General features: G+C 68.8%; 14 protein-coding genes. 5 read left to right on the top strand and 9 right to left on the bottom strand.

What is annotated here, in order from left to right:
* Nucleotides 1-109 precede the first annotated feature (109 nt).
* Entirely contained in the window at nucleotides 110-1,201 is a 1,092-nt protein-coding gene (locus tag AC5RTY_RS14365; RefSeq protein WP_494023603.1) for a Gfo/Idh/MocA family protein, read from the bottom strand.
* 158 nt (nucleotides 1,202-1,359) lie between these two features.
* Between AC5RTY_RS14365 and AC5RTY_RS14360 the strand changes: the two genes are divergently transcribed.
* Nucleotides 1,360-1,929, top strand: coding sequence for a hypothetical protein (locus tag AC5RTY_RS14360; RefSeq protein WP_494139738.1), 570 nt, complete (start codon nucleotides 1,360-1,362; stop codon nucleotides 1,927-1,929).
* Nucleotides 1,930-2,001: 72 nt separating this feature from the next.
* On the opposite strand, the gene AC5RTY_RS14355 is transcribed toward AC5RTY_RS14360, so the two are convergent.
* From AC5RTY_RS14355 to AC5RTY_RS14340, 4 genes are all read right to left on the bottom strand, one after another.
* Entirely contained in the window at nucleotides 2,002-2,886 is an 885-nt protein-coding gene (locus tag AC5RTY_RS14355) for a carbohydrate ABC transporter permease (RefSeq protein ID WP_494014427.1), read from the bottom strand.
* Nucleotides 2,886-3,791, bottom strand: coding sequence for a carbohydrate ABC transporter permease (locus AC5RTY_RS14350; protein ID WP_494014426.1), 906 nt, complete (start codon nucleotides 3,789-3,791; stop codon nucleotides 2,886-2,888). The genes AC5RTY_RS14355 and AC5RTY_RS14350 overlap by 1 nt, the downstream gene beginning before the upstream one ends.
* A 91-nt stretch (nucleotides 3,792-3,882) precedes the next feature.
* Complete coding sequence (locus tag AC5RTY_RS14345; RefSeq protein WP_494139737.1) at nucleotides 3,883-5,163, bottom strand: ABC transporter substrate-binding protein; 1,281 nt, start codon at nucleotides 5,161-5,163, stop codon at nucleotides 3,883-3,885.
* A gap of 149 nt (nucleotides 5,164-5,312) precedes the next feature.
* Nucleotides 5,313-6,533, bottom strand: coding sequence for an ROK family transcriptional regulator (locus AC5RTY_RS14340; RefSeq protein WP_494023606.1), 1,221 nt, complete (start codon nucleotides 6,531-6,533; stop codon nucleotides 5,313-5,315).
* Between the two features lie 145 nt (nucleotides 6,534-6,678).
* Between AC5RTY_RS14340 and AC5RTY_RS14335 the strand changes: the two genes are divergently transcribed.
* Nucleotides 6,679-7,404 carry a hypothetical protein gene (locus AC5RTY_RS14335; RefSeq protein WP_494139736.1) on the top strand — a complete coding sequence of 242 codons (726 nt, stop codon included), beginning with the start codon at nucleotides 6,679-6,681 and terminating at the stop codon, nucleotides 7,402-7,404.
* A gap of 15 nt (nucleotides 7,405-7,419) precedes the next feature.
* Here the strand turns inward: AC5RTY_RS14335 and AC5RTY_RS14330 are convergent, their stop codons facing one another.
* The 4 genes from AC5RTY_RS14330 to AC5RTY_RS14315 all read right to left on the bottom strand — a co-directional run bounded on the left by AC5RTY_RS14330 (nucleotide 7,420) and on the right by AC5RTY_RS14315 (nucleotide 10,729).
* Nucleotides 7,420-7,953 (bottom strand): gamma carbonic anhydrase family protein, encoded by a 534-nt coding sequence (locus AC5RTY_RS14330; RefSeq protein ID WP_494001515.1) that lies wholly within the window; start codon nucleotides 7,951-7,953, stop codon nucleotides 7,420-7,422.
* 73 nt (nucleotides 7,954-8,026) lie between these two features.
* Nucleotides 8,027-8,638, bottom strand: a complete 612-nt coding sequence (locus AC5RTY_RS14325; protein ID WP_494023609.1) for a class I SAM-dependent methyltransferase — start codon at nucleotides 8,636-8,638, stop codon at nucleotides 8,027-8,029.
* 115 nt (nucleotides 8,639-8,753) lie between these two features.
* Complete coding sequence (gene purU / locus AC5RTY_RS14320; protein WP_494139735.1) at nucleotides 8,754-9,614, bottom strand: formyltetrahydrofolate deformylase; 861 nt, start codon at nucleotides 9,612-9,614, stop codon at nucleotides 8,754-8,756.
* A 5-nt stretch (nucleotides 9,615-9,619) separates the two neighbouring features.
* On the bottom strand, nucleotides 9,620-10,729 hold the full coding sequence (locus tag AC5RTY_RS14315; protein ID WP_494139734.1) for an FAD-dependent oxidoreductase: 1,110 nt from the start codon (nucleotides 10,727-10,729) through the stop codon (nucleotides 9,620-9,622).
* A 382-nt stretch (nucleotides 10,730-11,111) separates the two neighbouring features.
* Between AC5RTY_RS14315 and AC5RTY_RS14310 the strand changes: the two genes are divergently transcribed.
* The 3 genes from AC5RTY_RS14310 (at nucleotide 11,112) to AC5RTY_RS14300 (ending at nucleotide 14,638) form a co-directional block, all read left to right on the top strand.
* Nucleotides 11,112-12,209, top strand: a complete 1,098-nt coding sequence (locus AC5RTY_RS14310; protein ID WP_494139733.1) for a S1C family serine protease — start codon at nucleotides 11,112-11,114, stop codon at nucleotides 12,207-12,209.
* Between the two features lie 247 nt (nucleotides 12,210-12,456).
* Nucleotides 12,457-13,737, top strand: coding sequence for a serine hydroxymethyltransferase (gene glyA / locus AC5RTY_RS14305; RefSeq protein WP_494139732.1), 1,281 nt, complete (start codon nucleotides 12,457-12,459; stop codon nucleotides 13,735-13,737).
* A gap of 1 nt (nucleotide 13,738) precedes the next feature.
* A complete protein-coding gene (locus AC5RTY_RS14300) occupies nucleotides 13,739-14,638 on the top strand; it encodes a bifunctional methylenetetrahydrofolate dehydrogenase/methenyltetrahydrofolate cyclohydrolase (RefSeq protein ID WP_494001509.1) in 900 nt (299 codons plus the stop codon).
* The last annotated feature ends 21 nt before the right edge of the window (nucleotides 14,639-14,659 follow it).

Here is a 14,659-nt window from a genome sequence, read left to right as displayed (position 1 = left end):
CACCCCGTTGCGACGGCGGACGGCGCACCTCCCGCGGGAAGGTGCGCCGTCCGCCGTCGTGCTGTCCGGGTCGGTCCGCTGCCGCCGTGTCGGCCCGCTGCTCTTCGGCTCAGTCCGTCACCGGCACCGCACGGTCATTGGCATAGCTGACCCCCAGCTGGGCGCGGACCCCGTCGAAGAGCCGCATGGTGTCCACGGTGTCCGCCCAGGGCATGGTGGGGCTCTGCTGCAGGCCGGACTGGACGCAGCGGGTGACTTCGCGCAGCTCGAAAACGTAGCCGCGGCCGACGCTCGGGAAGGTTTCCACCCGCGGCTGGCCCAAATGCGGTTGGACCGCCAGCTCGGTGGGGTTGTGCAGCGGCGCGTTGCTGCGGATCCAGCCGCCGGTGCAGGCGACGGTGGCCGTGCGCGGCGAGGCAGCCTGCAACGAACACGCGAGCTGCGCCTGGGCACCCGAACCGTAGCTGAGCGTCATGGCGTTCTGCGCATCGATGCCGTCGTCGTTGACATGGCCGGAGGCGGCCACCGTCTGCGGGAAACCCAGGGTGCCCAGCGCCCAGGTCAGCGGATAGACCGCCAGATCCAGCAGCGCTCCGCCGCCGGCTGCCGGATTCCACAGCCGGGCGGCCGGGTCGTAGACCGCCGGGAATCCGAGGTCGGCCTGCACCCAGCGGACCTCGCCGAGTTCGCCGGACGCGAGGATGTCCCAGACGCGGTTGATGATCGGCAGGAAGCGCGTCCAGACCGCCTCCATCAGGAACAGTCCCCGCGCGGCCGCCAGTTCCGTCAGCTCCAGGGCTTCCCGGGCGTTGATGGTCAGGGACTTTTCGCACAGCACGTGCTTGCCGGCCTGCAGCGCGCGTCCCGCGATCTCGTAATGCTGGCCGTGCGGAGTGGCCACGTAGACCACGTCGACGTCCGGGTCGGCGAAAAGCTGGTCGTAGCCCTTGCCGGCGTCGCCGTCGAAATAGGCGGTCGCGAAGCCGAAACGCCGTTGGAAGGCCACCGCGTTGGCCTGGTTGCGGGAACTGACCGCCTGCAGCACGGCATCCTCCAGCCGGGCGATGTCCTCGGTGACCCGGGTGGCGATGGCCCCGGTGGAGACCACGCCCCAGCGCAGCGTCCGCCCGGTGGCTGCGCGCGGATCCGGCGCTCCGGGCCGGGCGCAGGGCGGGGTGACGATCCGGGGCAGTTCTGCCATGGCTCCATCTTGGCGGCCGGCGGGCTGGACGTCCATGGGCACCGATTGGCCTTTGTCCCGTCCTGACACGTGCCTCGCTGCCCTACCGATGTGGACCTATCGATGGTACAAAGTAAGCAGGCTCAGTAATTTCGCCACAACGAGGAGGAGCCCGCACCATGGATACAGGCATGATCGTCGGAATCATCATTGCGATAGTTGTACTCCTGATCATCATCGGAGTCATTGTCTTCTTTGCGCAGAAGCGGAACACCAAGCGGAAGTACGAGAAGCAGGAAGAGAACCGCAGGGAAGCAGCGGAGTTGCGGCAGAACGCGCAGGTGTCCTCCGTCGAGGCGCGGGAACGCCAGGCGGACGCCACCCAGGCGCAGGCCGAGGCCCAGCGGGCGGACGTCGAAGCCGAGCGTGCCAAGATTGAAGCCGACCGCCTGCGCCAGGCTGCCGAGCGGCGGCAGGCCGACGCCCAGGGAATCCGGCAGGAGAGCGAAGAGCAGTTGCGCCGCGCCGATGACCTGGACCCCGACGTCAACACCAACGACCGGGACGCCCGGAAAGACCGCAAGCACGACGGCGGCGCCCACCGCGGCGACGCCGACCCCGACCGCGGTGTAGACACGGCCGCGGGGTACGGCGACGACGGCGGCCGGCATGTCGATGACGCGCGCAACGACGGCGCCCGGGCTGCCGACGACACCCGCCGCGGCGAGGGCGGCAGCCACAACATCTAGGCCCGATCACAACAACACCTGGCGCCTGCTTCCCCCGGGGAGGCAGGCGCCAGGTGTTGTTGGGGGAGCCGCTCAGCCCTTGACGGAACCGCTCATCAGGCCGCCGACGAAGTACTTGCCCAGGATGATGTAGACCAGCAGCGTGGGCAGCGAGGCGATCAGCGCGCCCGCCATCGACGCGGCGTAGTCGGTCAGCTGTCCGCCGGCCAGGAAGCTCAGCGCGATGGTGACCGGGCCGTTGGAGCCGGAGGAGAAGAACGCCGCGAACAGGTAGTCATTCCAGGCGGAGGTGAACTGCCAGATGAGCACCACCACGAAGCCCGGGGCGGAGACCGGGAGGATCACCGAGGCGTAGGTGCGCAGCAGCCCGGCTCCGTCCATGCGCGCCGCTTCGATCAGCTCGGCCGGCACGGATTCGTAGTAGTTGCGGAAGATCAGGGTGCAGATCGGCAAACCGTAAACGATGTGCAGCACCAGCAGCGAGGGGATGCCGTTGGGCACCCCGAGACCCTGCATCAGCTGGGTCAACGGGATCATCACGGCCTGGTACGGGATGAACATGCCGAACAGGATGAGGGTGAAAACCACGTTGGCGTAGGGGAAGCGCCAGCGGGAGAGCACGAACCCGTTCATCGATCCGAGCAGGGCCGAGATGATCGAGGCGGGGATGACCATGGCGAAGGTGCGGCCCAACGCCGGGCCCAGGGTGTCCCAGGCCTTGGCCCAGCCCGCGGTTTCCCACGTCGTCGGGAAGAGCCACGCGGTGGAAGGATCGGCGTCGGACGGGCCCTTGAAACTGGTAATGAACAGGACGTAGGCCGGAATCAGCACCACAAACACGAAGAGCAGCAGGATGGAGTACTTGAGCGTCCGGTTCATCCTCTGCCGGCCGGTGCGGGGAGCCGCCGGCCGGGGCCGGGCAACCTCGACGGGTGGCGGGACAGTTGCAGTGGCCATCAGCGCTTCTCCTGCCGTGAGGTGTAGACGAGGTACGGGACGACCACCAGCGCGACCAGCACCAGCATGATGGTGCCGATGGCGGCCGAGTCGGCGTAGTCGCTGCCGATGTACTTGACCCACATCATGGTGGCCGGGACCTGGATGTCGTAGGTATTGGCGTCGGGAACGATCGCCCGGATCAGGTCGAACAGCTTCAACGACATATGGCCGATGATGATGACAGCCGAGAGCATCACCGGGCTCAGCTGCGGAAAGATCACGTGACGGTAGAGCTTCCACTCGCTGCAGCCGTCGATCCGCGCCGCCTCGCGCAGTTCTTCCGGGATGCCGCGGAATCCGGCCAGGAACAGGGCCATCACGTAGCCGGAGAGCTGCCAGATGGCCGGCACGGCGATGGCGGCAATGCCCCAGTTGGGATCGGACCACCAGCTGTTCTGCAGGAAGCCGAGCCCCGTGCTGTCCAGCAGCCGGTTCAACCCTGTGGCACGCTCACCGCCGGGCTCGCTGGTCTGCAGGCTTGACAGCAGCCAGCGCCAGACCACGCCCGAGGCGATGAAGGACACCGCCATCGGGAAGAGGTAGACCGAGCGGAACAGCCCCTCGCCGGCGCCGGGCCGCTCCAGAATCCAGGCCCAGAGGAAGCCGAAGATCAGCGTGCCGGCCAGGAACACCACCGTCAGCAGGAGCAGGTTGCGCAGTGCGTGCTGGAAATCTGCGTCCCCGAACAGCCGGAGGTAGTTCTCCAGGCCGACGAATTCCGACGACGGCCGGGCCGTGTGCTGGTTGGTCATCGAGATGCGGACGTTTTCCGCGATCAACGCGTAGACGAAGACCGCCAGCAGGATGAGGGTAGGGGCGATCAGGGCCAGCCCCGGTCCCCAGGTCTTCACTTTCTTGAACATGGACTTCTCCTAGTGCCGCCGTACACGCCGGTCTGACATGGAAGGGCGGGCGCGGTGGTGGTGCCGCGCCCGCCCTTCCGGGGCGTCCTGGCTACTGCATGAACTTCTCGGCGATGGACGCCAAGGATTCCTGCAGGGCAGCCACGTCCTGCGGGCCGCCGAACTTGCTGACGGCGGTGCTCAGCTCGTTCAGCCAGGCCACCGGCACGGCGGCGCCGTGGGCCAGCGAGGACACGATGGTGTCGGACGAGAAGTCCTCGATGGCGCTCTGCTGGTATTCGCCGAACTCGTCGGACGGCACGTCGGTGCGGGCCGGGATGGAGCCCTTCGCCGCGTTGAATGCCTGCTGGCCCTCAACGCTGGAGATGGTGGTCAGCCACGCCTCGGCACCGGCCGGGTTGGGAGCACCCTTGGGCAGCGTGAATGAATCGGCCAGGAAGTCGAAGATGCCGTCGGTGCCCGGGGTGGGGAAGTAGACGTAGTCCTCACCGGGCTTCTTGCCGTCCTGCGCGAACTTGGCTTCGGCCCAGTCGCCCATCACGTTGTAGGCGGCGGCGCCGTCCTCCACCAACTGGGTGGCAGGACCCCAGTCGCTGAGGGTGTCACGGTCGGAGTTGGTGTAGCTGAGGGTCTTCTTGTAGTTCTCGATCGCCTCGGTCACGTCGGGGCCGGACCAGTCGGTGGTGCCGTCCCAGAGCCCGTTGTAGCCCTCGGCGCCAAGGGTGGCGAGCAGGATGTTCTCGAACAGCTGGACCTGGGTCCAGGTGCCGGCCACGGCCAGCGGGGTCTTCCCCGCCTCCTTGATCTTGTCCATGTCCGCGAACCAGGCGTCGAGATCGGCCGGCGGGCTGTTCGGATCCAGGCCGGCGTCCTCCAGCACGTCCACGTTGGCCCACACCACGTTGGCCCGGTGGATATTCGACGGGACGGAGTAGATCTTGCCCTCAACGGTCAGCCGGTCCAGCAGGTCCTGGGGGAACGCCTCGTTGAGCTGGGCGTCCTCGTAGAAGGAAGTCAGGTCCTCCAGCTGGTCGGCGGCGATGTAGTCCTGCAGCTCGGCTCCGGCATGCGCCTGGAACGAGTCCGGCGGATTGCCCGACTTCAGGTTGGCCGCCAGCACACTCTTGGCCTGGCTGCCGGCGCCGCCGGCGACGGCAAGGTTGTCGAACTTCAGCTCCGGATACTGTTCGGTGAAGATTTCCACCAGCGCATCCAGCCCGACCTTCTCGGAACCGTCCGCCCACCAGGTGAAGACTCCTACCGACCCCGACGCTTCCTCAGAGTTGGCTTCGTCCACCGCGCTTCCGCCGCCGCACGCGGACAGGAGCAAACCCGCGGCCGCAACGCCGGCGAGCAAAGATTTGCGTCGCATAAACGCCTCCATCAATCAGCAGTCATGGCCACGGGGTCGGCAAAAGACCCGCACACGGATGTGTGGCTTAGTACCGAAGTTAACTCCGTCACACACCTTGTCGTCAAGAGTTGAACGCAAACACGATCCCGGGAGGGTCCCGTCCGTGCTTAGGCGACGGGGAGTTCGGCCTGTTGAAGCACCAGCGTCGCAGCGCCCAACGCCTCGGCCCGGCTGCCCAAGGTGGACATCGCCAACTCCGTGGATTCTCCGACGACCGGAACCGCGTGGCGCAGCAGCCCGCGCCGTATCGGGTCCAGCAGGATGCTGCCGAGGCCCGTCAGCGAACCGCCGACCACGATGACCTCGGGATTGAGCAGGTTGCAGACGTTGGCGAGGGCGCGTCCCACGGCCAGGCCCGCATCATCGATCACGCGCAGGACGGCCGGGTCGCCCTCCAGTGCGATCCGGACGATGTCCTCGGTGCCGATGGGCTCGCCGCGGCCGCGACTGAGGAGGTCGATCATGGTGGAGGTGGAGGCCACCGTCTCCAGGCACCCGCGGTTGCCGCACCGGCAGATGATGCCGTGTTCGGCGACCGTGGCATGGCCTACCTCGCCCGTGACGCCGACATGGCCGTAATAGAGCTTGCCGTTGAGGACCAGGCCGGCCCCGATCCCGGATCCGATCTTCAGGAAGACCAGGTTCTGCGCGTGCTGGTAGGGGCCCCAGCTGACTTGGGCGAGGGCGCCCAGATTTGCGTCGTTGTCCACGAAGACGTCGGTGCCGAACCTCTCCCGCAGGCGGGCCAGCAGGTTGATGCCCACCCATTCAGGCAGGATGGCACCGTGGATCACGGTGCCGGTCCTCCGGTCGATCGGGCCCGGTATGCCTGCGCCCACCCCGATCACGGCCCGGGGGGAAACGGAGTTTTCATCCAACAGCCGCTGCGCCAGCCGGGCGGCGGTGTCGATGCCCTGCTCGGCCCCGTGGCCGAGCGGCAATTCGACGGCGCCTTCGGCGAGCACCTGGTGGTCGAGGCTGACCAGCACCACGTGCACGTGCCGGCGGCCGAAATCCACTCCGACGGCAACCGCGCCACGGCCGTCGAGCAGGACCGACAGGGCGCGGCGGCCGGAACTCGTGGTGGGCGCAGTGCTGACAAGTCCGTCGTCGGCCATCGCCTTGACGATGTTGGAGACCGTGGCGGTGGACAGCCCCGTTTGCCGGGACAGTTCGGCCTGGGTAAGCGGGCCGCGTGACATCAGCGCCTGCAGGACCCGTTGGCTGTTCCGCCGCCGCAGGGCGCTTTGGGATCCCGGCCGGAGCTGGGGTGTGCGCGGCACCGGAGGCTGCGGGGCCTCGAGGGTGGACGGGTGATCGGCTCGCATACAGAAAAGCGTGCGGCAGTGCCGCATTGTAGTCAAGAAGTTAACGCAACTGCCTCGGCGCGGCCCGTGTGCGGCCGAACCTTGCCACCGATCCGGCCGGCTTTTCCCGAGCGTAGACTGGCCGCAAAGCGCGGAGGCGAATGACATGGAAGACCTCAGGCTCACTGTCAACGATCTGGAACGCAACGCACGGCTTCCCGCCGGCGACGACGAACGGTTCTTCGGTTACGTCGTGTCGGGGCTGACCTTCTCCTCCGGCCATGTGCTGGGGCTGCGGCGGTTTCCGGTCACCTCGGTCGGCCCCGGCTACACCTCCGTGTGGCTGCGTGACCCCGCCGAAAACTGGAGCATCTTCACCACGGTGCCGGCGGAAAAATCCTGTCCCCGGTATTTCGGCAGCGGACTGCGGCACACCTCGGTGCACGCCATCGCGGTTGATTGGACCGGGCCGCGCGGTTTCACCGTGTCCATCCCGGACATCGACTTCTCTTGGGACGCAACCGTCTCGGACACCCCGGTCACCCGGCTCATGTCCGGAATGACGGCCAAGACGCCGGACCGGCTGTGGAAGAGTGGTCCCTTCCTGGCCGCCATGGGCGTTATGTCAGGCCCGGCACTGCGGCTGGGGCGGATGCGGCTGGCGGGGACCGCCCCGAACCGGCAGCGGTTCCGCGCCGCCCCGCGCCGGCTCTGGTTCATCGACAACAGCAGTGCACGGCTGGGGGCAACGGACTTCGGGCCGCCGGGACCGCTTCCCGAGCAGGCCAGGCTGGGCGGCTTCTGGGTCCCGCAGCGCGGCACGTTCATGATCGGCACGGCCGCGTTTGAGACCCTCGATCCGGCCAGGCACCTGCAGCAATCCACGGCCTGACCGGGCTCTCGGCGGCTACGCCTCCGCGGCGTCGTCGATCGCGTCGCGGTGCAAGGCGGCGATTTCCACATAGCGGGCGGCATTGTCCAACACCGACTGGTACTCGTCCTCGCTCAGTTCGCGGCGGACCTTGGCCGGGACACCCGCGACGAGCGAACGCGGGGGGATCTGTGTGCCCTCCAGCACGACGGCGCCGGCTGCCACCAGTGAACCCTCACCGACCACCGCGCCGTTCATGACCGTGGCGCTCATGCCGATCAGGCAGTTGTCCTCGATCGTGCAGCCGTGGATCACGGCGGCGTGGCCGACGCTGACGCCGGCGCCGACGGTGCAGGGGAAACCGGGGTCCGCGTGCAGGACCACGTTGTCCTGCAGGTTGCTGCGCTCGCCGACGCGGATGGGAGCGGTGTCGCCGCGGACGCTGACGCCGTAGAAGGCGCTGGAGTCGGCTGCCAGCGCCACGTCGCCGCTGAGCGTCGCCGTGGGGGCGACGAAGGCGGACGGATCGACGGCCGGCAGCATGCCGGAGATGGTGATGATGTGGGCCATCCCATCAGCCTAGCGACACCGGACCCGCCGCAGGAGCTTCGTGACGGACCTTCCGTGCCGCGGAGCCTGCCGCTTACGGCTTGGTCAGGATAAAGAACTGATAGTGCCGGTCGGACTCCGGCCGCTCCCAGGTGGTGAAACCGGAGATCAGGCCGTGCTCCCCGAAGAGCCGCCGGACGGTTGCGTCGCTGCGGCGGCTGTAGAAGCGGCGCGGTTCGAAGTCGTCGTCGGCAACGATGCCCTCCTCATCGTCGCCGGACCAGAGCCCGACCGCCAGCGGAGCGCCCGAGGCCAACACCCGCATGGTTTCGGCGAGAACATCGGGCAGGTCCTGGTCGGGGATGTGCAGCAGCGTGCTCATGGTCCAGCCCGCGGAGAACGTTCCCCCGGCGAACGGCAACTCCCGGGCCGAGCCGACCACCGCCTCCAGATGCTTCGTCCGGGCCAGCCGGACGTTCTGCTCGGACAGATCCACGCCGGTGTAATGGATTCCCGCGGCCTTGAACGCGAGCCCGTCCGTGCCGGTGCCGCAGCCGATCTCCAACACGCTGTGCCGCCGGGCTGCGACCAGGGAGGCAATGAACTCCTGCCGGGCTGCGTCCCTGCGGGGATCCCTCCAGCGCCGGTCGCGCTCGGGCGCCTGCCGGTCGTAGAACGCCTTCAGTTCAGGCTCATGGTTGCCCATCCGATGAGAGTACGCCCTGCGCCGGGCCGGGCACAGGGGCGGACACCGTCGTCGTAAATGGACCAGGCAGCGGGCCCCGACGAGGGGAGCCCGGCGCGTGGATGCCGGCGTCGGACTAGTTGAAGACGACGGTGCGGGTGCCGTCGAGGAGCACGCGGTGTTCGGCGTGCCACTGCACGGCGCGGGCCAGGGTGCGCGCCTCGCCGTCCCGGCCCAGGGCCACGAACTGCTCGGCGGTGTGGGCGTGGCGGACCGGAATGACTTCCTGGTCGATGATCGGGCCCTCGTCCAGGTCGCCGGTGACGTAGTGCGCCGTGGCGCCGATGAGCTTCACGCCGCGGGCGTGCGCCTGGTGGTACGGCCTGGCGCCCTTAAAGCTGGGCAGGAACGAGTGGTGGATGTTGATGGCCTTGCCGGCCAGTTCGGTGCAGAGCTCGTTGCTGAGCACCTGCATGTAGCGGGCCAGCACCACCAGTTCCACGTCGTGTTGCGCGGCCAGGTCCCGCAGGGCCTGCTCGGCCTGCGGCTTGGTGTCCGGGGTGACGGGAATGTGGTGGAAGGGGATGCCGTAGAACGCGGCGAGCTCGGCCAGGTCCTGATGGTTGGAGACGATGGCGGGGATCTCGATCGGCAACGTGCCCGAGCGCTGCAGGAACAGCAGGTGGTTCAGGCAGTGCGCCGACTTGGACGCCATCACCAGCGTGCGCATCTTCACGCCGTCGCGGCGCAGCTTCCAGTCCATGCCGAACTCCTGCGCGACCGGCTGCAGCCGGGCATGGAGTTCTGTGTAGGAGAGGTCCGTGGCCACAGCCACCCGCATGAAGAACCGGCCCGACTGCGGGCTGCCGTACTGCTGCGAGTCGGTGATGTTTCCGCCGGCCCCGGCCAGGGCGCCGGCGACGGCATGCACGATGCCGGGGCGGTCCGGGCAGGAGAGGATCAGGGTGTAGGCGGTGGCGGCGGGGGCTTCAGTCACGCATCCTAGGCTACCGGCTGGGCTTCGGCTTCCGCGGCAAGGTACCTGCCCGCGGCCACGGCGGCCGCCCGGCCGGCGCGGGTGGCCCCGACCGTGGACGCGGATGCGCCGTATCCCACCAGGAACAGCCGCGGCTCCTTCACCACCGAGACGCCGTCGTCGCCCATCCTGATCCCGCCGCCCGGTTCACGCAGCCGAAGCGGCGCCAGGTGGTCCAGTGACGGCCGGAATCCGGTGGCCCAGAGGATGACGTCCACATCTTCGGCCGAGCCGTCGGCGAATTCGACGCCGTGCTCCGTGATGCGGGCCAGCTTTCCGCGCGAGACGAGCACGCCGTCGTCGATGCCCTTCCGGTACGTCTCGGTCAGCGGCAGCCCGGTGGCGGCAACCACGCTCAGGGTGGGCAGGCCCGCGCGCGTGCGCTCGCTGACGCGGCGTTCCACGTCGACACCCCATTCCATGTCGAACGGGGCGGCGGTAAAGTCGGGGTCGCGGCGGGTGGACCAGAGCGTGTCCGCGCCGGCCGCGTCCAGTTGGAGCAGGAACTGCAGCGCGGACGTCCCGCCGCCGATCACCAGCACCCGCTGCCCACGGAACTCGTCCGCCGACCAGAAGTCCCGGGTATGCAACTGGCGGCCGCCAAACGTCTCCCGGCCCGGGTAGTGCGGCCAGTGCGGCTTGTCCCAGGTGCCGGTGCCGCTGATGACGGTCCGCGCCCGCCACTCGCCGCCGGTGGCGCTGCGCACGCGCAGGAAGGCACCGTCGTCGTCCACCGAGGTCACGCGCACGGGGCGGTGCACGGGGAGATTGAACCGCCGCTCGTAGGTGCCGTAATAACGGCGCACGACGGCGGAGGACGGCTCCTGCGGGTCCGGAACCCCGAGGGGCAGGCCGGGGAGGTCGTGCAGGCCGTGCGCCGCGTCGAAGGTCAGCGAGGGCCAGCGGTGGCGCCAGGCGCCGCCGGGGCCGTCGTTGGCGTCGAGGACCACGAAGTCCTGGTCCGGGACCAGGCCGCGGCGGGCCAGTTGGTAGGCGGCGCTCAGCCCGGCCTGGCCCGCGCCGATCACCACCGCCTGCAGCGGCTGTTGCCCGGTGCCGATTGCCTGGTCCGTCACGATGCCCCTCCGATTTGTTGACACTTCAACATCTGTCCGGTGCAACGATGGCCGCCGGCCGGGTATTCCGTGGGCGGCGGCCGGAACGGTGAGGCGGGCGGCGGGGGAGCGGGGCGGGCGGGCCCGACAGTGCAGCGAACCAGCCGGGTATTCCGTCGCGGCCGGGTGGGGTTTCCGGAGGCGGCCGGCGGGGGAGCGTGGCAGGCGGGCCCGAGAGCGCAGCGGGCCGGTGCCCCGGGATCCCCCATGGCAGACCGGCCCGAGAGTGTGGCGGGCCGGCGGGAAGAGTATCGCGTGCCGGATCCATCCGATGGCCGGAAGGCGTTTTCTGCCAATCCCGATGGGTCTAGGGTGGCAGCAGCGACGACGGAAGGTCCGGGCCATGACGCATTTGGAACGGGAGAAAACGCTCCGTAGTGCAGGGCGCGTGCTGCTGACCGCCGCGCTCCTGGTTGGCCTGGCCGGGTGCACCGGCGAGACCGGCGGGGAGCCGGCGGTGACCGGCGGAGGGGACACGGCCGCGACCGGTGGGACCACGCAGGCGCCGGGTGATGCAGGAGGACAGCCCGCGGGGGCGCAGCCTGCCGGCGGCATTCCGGAAATCGTGGAGAACGTGCAGCCGTCCGTGGTGACGGTCTTTACCGACAACGGCCTGGGCAGCGGCGTGGTCTATTCCGGAGACGGGCTGATCCTGACCAATGAACATGTGGTCGGCGACAGCACCACCGTCGAGGTTGGCTTCGCCGACGGGCAACGCAGCGCGGGCAAGGTCCTGGCGACGGATGCGGTGTCCGATTTGGCGCTGGTGCGGACCGAGCGCGACGGGCTCCCGGCCGCCGAGTTCAACACGTCGCTGCCGAGGATCGGCGAACTTGCCGTCGTGATCGGTTCGCCGCTGGGCTTCGAGAATACTGCCACGGCAGGCATTATCTCCGGCCTGCACCGTTCCATCCCGGGCTCCGCCTCGTCGAGCCTGGCGCTGGTGGACCTGATCCAGACCGACGCGCCGATCAGCCCCGGCAACTCGGGCGGCGCCGTCGTCAATGCGCGGAGCCAAGTGGTGGGCATCAGCGAGGCCTACATCCCGCCGGAGGCCGGCGCGGTGTCGCTCGGTTTCGCCATTCCCGCCGCCACCGCCCGGGAAGTCGCCGAGGAACTGCTCGAAGACGGGACCGCCGACCACGCTTTCATGGGCCTGACTCCCGCCAGCATTACGGCGGCGATCGCCGAGCAGCTTGGCGTGCCCCAGGCGGAGGGCGTCCTGGCCCTGTCCGTAGGCGACGGCGGCCCGGCCGACGAGGCGGGAATCCGCGCCGGCGATGTGCTGCTGAGCGTGGACGGCGAGGCGCTGGCGAGCGCCGAAGACCTGCTGGCCGCAATCCGCCAGCACAACCCGGGCGACACAGTCAGCGTGGAAGTGCGCCGCGACGACGAGACCCGGAGCGTGCAGGTTGCGCTCTCGGACCGCCCGGTGCCGTGACCGGCTGCTAGGATTGGCTCGCCGCGACTGGCGTTAGGTGGGACACCACCAGGAAGCGGCAGCAGGGCCGGAGACCGTCGGTTACCGCTCCTGCATATACCGACCTCGGATCGCACGCCTGGGACGTAAGGTCACGTTCGGGCCGGAGTGTGTCCGGGGCAGGTCATGCGTCATGCGTGCGGGTGCCTGCAGCCGGTAATCTGGCCTGTAGCAGTGAGATAAGCCCCACCACCCAGGAGATTCTCCCTTGACTTCTACGCCCTCTGTGACCGATCTGCCGCTGTCCCAGGTGGATCCTGAAATCGCCGCCGTGATCGACGCCGAACTCGGTCGCCAGCGCGACACTCTCGAAATGATCGCCTCCGAAAACTTCGCGCCGCGTTCGGTGCTCGAAGTCCAAGGCTCGGTCCTGACCAACAAATACGCCGAGGGATACCCGGGACGGCGCTACTACGGCGGCTGCGAGCACGTAGACGTCGCCGAGAACCTGGCCATCGAGCGGGCCAAGTCGCTCTTCGGCGCGGAATTCGCCAACGTCCAGCCGCACGCCGGCGCCCAGGCCAACGCGGCCGCCCTCTCCGCCCTCATCCAGCCGGGCGACAAGATGATGGGCCTGTCCCTGGCCCACGGCGGCCACCTGACCCACGGGATGAGGCTGAACTTCTCCGGCAAGCTCTACCAGGTCGCCGCCTACGAGGTTGACCCGAAGACCTTCCGGGTGGACATGGATAAGGTCCGCGAGCAGGCGCTGGCCGAACGTCCGAACGTGCTCGTGGCCGGCTGGTCCGCGTACCCCCGCCAGCTGGACTTTGAGGCCTTCCGTTCCATCGCCGACGAGGTCGGAGCCTACCTCTGGACCGACATGGCGCACTTCGCCGGGCTGGTCGCCGCCGGCCTGCATCCGAACCCGGTGCCGCACTCGGACATCGTCACCTCCACGGTCCACAAGACCCTGTCCGGCCCGCGCTCCGGCGTGATCCTGGGCAAGGAATCCTTCGCCAAGAAGGTCAACTCGGCCGTTTTCCCGGGTCAGCAGGGCGGCCCGCTGATGCATGTGGTCGCTGCCAAGGCGGTGGCCTTCAAGATTGCCGCCGGCGAGGAATTCAAGCAGCGCCAGGAACGCGTGCTCGAAGGCGCCCGGATCTTGGCCGAGCGCCTGGCCGCCGCCGACGTGGCCGAGGCCGGCGTGTCCGTGCTGACCGGCGGCACCGACGTCCACCTGGTCCTGGTGGACCTGCGCAATTCCCAGTTGGACGGCAAGCAGGCCGAAGACCTGCTGCACGAGACTGGCATTACCGTCAACCGCAACGCCGTGCCGTTCGATCCGCGCCCGCCGATGGTTACCTCGGGGCTGCGCATCGGTACGCCGGCGCTGGCCACCCGCGGTTTTGGGGCGGCCGAATTCACCGAGGTCGCAGACATCATTGCCACCGCGCTCAAGGGCGGCGCCGATACTGCCGCCTTGCGGGCCCGCGTGAAGAAGCTCGCCGACGACTTCCCGCTCTACCCCGGCCACGAGGAGTGGTGACATGAACCTCTACACGACCCCGCCGACCGCCCGCGTGCTGGACGGCAAGGCCACCGCGGCGCAAATCAAGACCGAGCTCACGGAACGGGTAGCGGCGCTCAAGGCCAGGGGCATCGTGCCCGGCCTGGGGACTGTGCTCGTCGGTGAGGACCCGGGCAGCAAATGGTACGTCGGCGGCAAGCACAAAGACTGCGCCGAAGTGGGCATCGAGTCGATCCGGCGCGACCTGCCCGACTCCGTTTCGCAGGAGGAACTCGAAGCGGTCCTCGATGAGCTCAACGCCGACCCGGCCTGCACCGGTTACATCGTGCAGCTGCCGCTGCCCAAGCACATCGACACCAACCGCATCCTGGAGAAAATCGACCCGGCCAAGGACGCCGACGGCCTGCACCCGATGAACCTGGGCCGGCTGGTGCTCAACGTGGGCGAGCCGCTGGACTCGCCGCTGCCCTGCACCCCGCACGGCTGTGTCGAGCTGCTGCTACGCCACGACGTCGAGTTGGCGGGTAAACGCGTGCTGGTCGTCGGCCGTGGCGTCACCGTGGGGCGCCCCCTGGGCCTGTTGCTGACCCGCAAGGAGATCAACGCGACGGTGATCCTTGCCCATACCGGAACGATCGACCTGGCGGCGGAACTGCGCGAGGCCGACGTCGTGATTGCCGCCGCCGGGATGCCGCACATGATCAAGGCATCCGACCTCAAGCCCGGCGCCGTCGTGCTGGACGTCGGGGTCAGCCGCGTCGAGGACGAGGACGGCAAGGCCCGGGTGACCGGCGACGTGGAGCCCGAGGCCCGCAACGTGGCCAGTTGGCTCTCGCCCAATCCGGGCGGCGTCGGTCCGATGACGCGCGCCATGCTGCTGGCCAACGTCGTGGGAGCCGCCGAGCGCCAGGCCGGCTGAACCTTGCGCTGAACGTCAAGA

Source organism: Arthrobacter sp. Y3224055, assembly GCF_059090825.1.
This window is presented reverse-complemented; position numbering and strand designations above follow the sequence as displayed.

Bases quoted from the DNA above. Each gene is read 5' to 3' on its own strand.
- AC5RTY_RS14365 (WP_494023603.1), bottom strand. From the start codon at position 1,201: ATGGCAGAACTGCCCCGGATCGTCACCCCGCCCTGCGCCCGGCCCGGA.
- AC5RTY_RS14330 (WP_494001515.1), bottom strand. From the start codon at position 7,953: ATGGCCCACATCATCACCATCTCCGGCATGCTGCCGGCCGTCGATCCG.
- AC5RTY_RS14355 (WP_494014427.1), bottom strand. From the start codon at position 2,886: ATGGCCACTGCAACTGTCCCGCCACCCGTCGAGGTTGCCCGGCCCCGG.
- AC5RTY_RS14360 (WP_494139738.1), top strand. From the start codon at position 1,360: ATGGATACAGGCATGATCGTCGGAATCATCATTGCGATAGTTGTACTC.
- AC5RTY_RS14345 (WP_494139737.1), bottom strand. From the start codon at position 5,163: ATGCGACGCAAATCTTTGCTCGCCGGCGTTGCGGCCGCGGGTTTGCTC.
- AC5RTY_RS14335 (WP_494139736.1), top strand. From the start codon at position 6,679: ATGGAAGACCTCAGGCTCACTGTCAACGATCTGGAACGCAACGCACGG.
- AC5RTY_RS14340 (WP_494023606.1), bottom strand. From the start codon at position 6,533: ATGCGAGCCGATCACCCGTCCACCCTCGAGGCCCCGCAGCCTCCGGTG.
- AC5RTY_RS14300 (WP_494001509.1), top strand. From the start codon at position 13,739: ATGAACCTCTACACGACCCCGCCGACCGCCCGCGTGCTGGACGGCAAG.
- AC5RTY_RS14310 (WP_494139733.1), top strand. From the start codon at position 11,112: ATGACGCATTTGGAACGGGAGAAAACGCTCCGTAGTGCAGGGCGCGTG.
- AC5RTY_RS14325 (WP_494023609.1), bottom strand. From the start codon at position 8,638: ATGGGCAACCATGAGCCTGAACTGAAGGCGTTCTACGACCGGCAGGCG.
- AC5RTY_RS14350 (WP_494014426.1), bottom strand. From the start codon at position 3,791: ATGTTCAAGAAAGTGAAGACCTGGGGACCGGGGCTGGCCCTGATCGCC.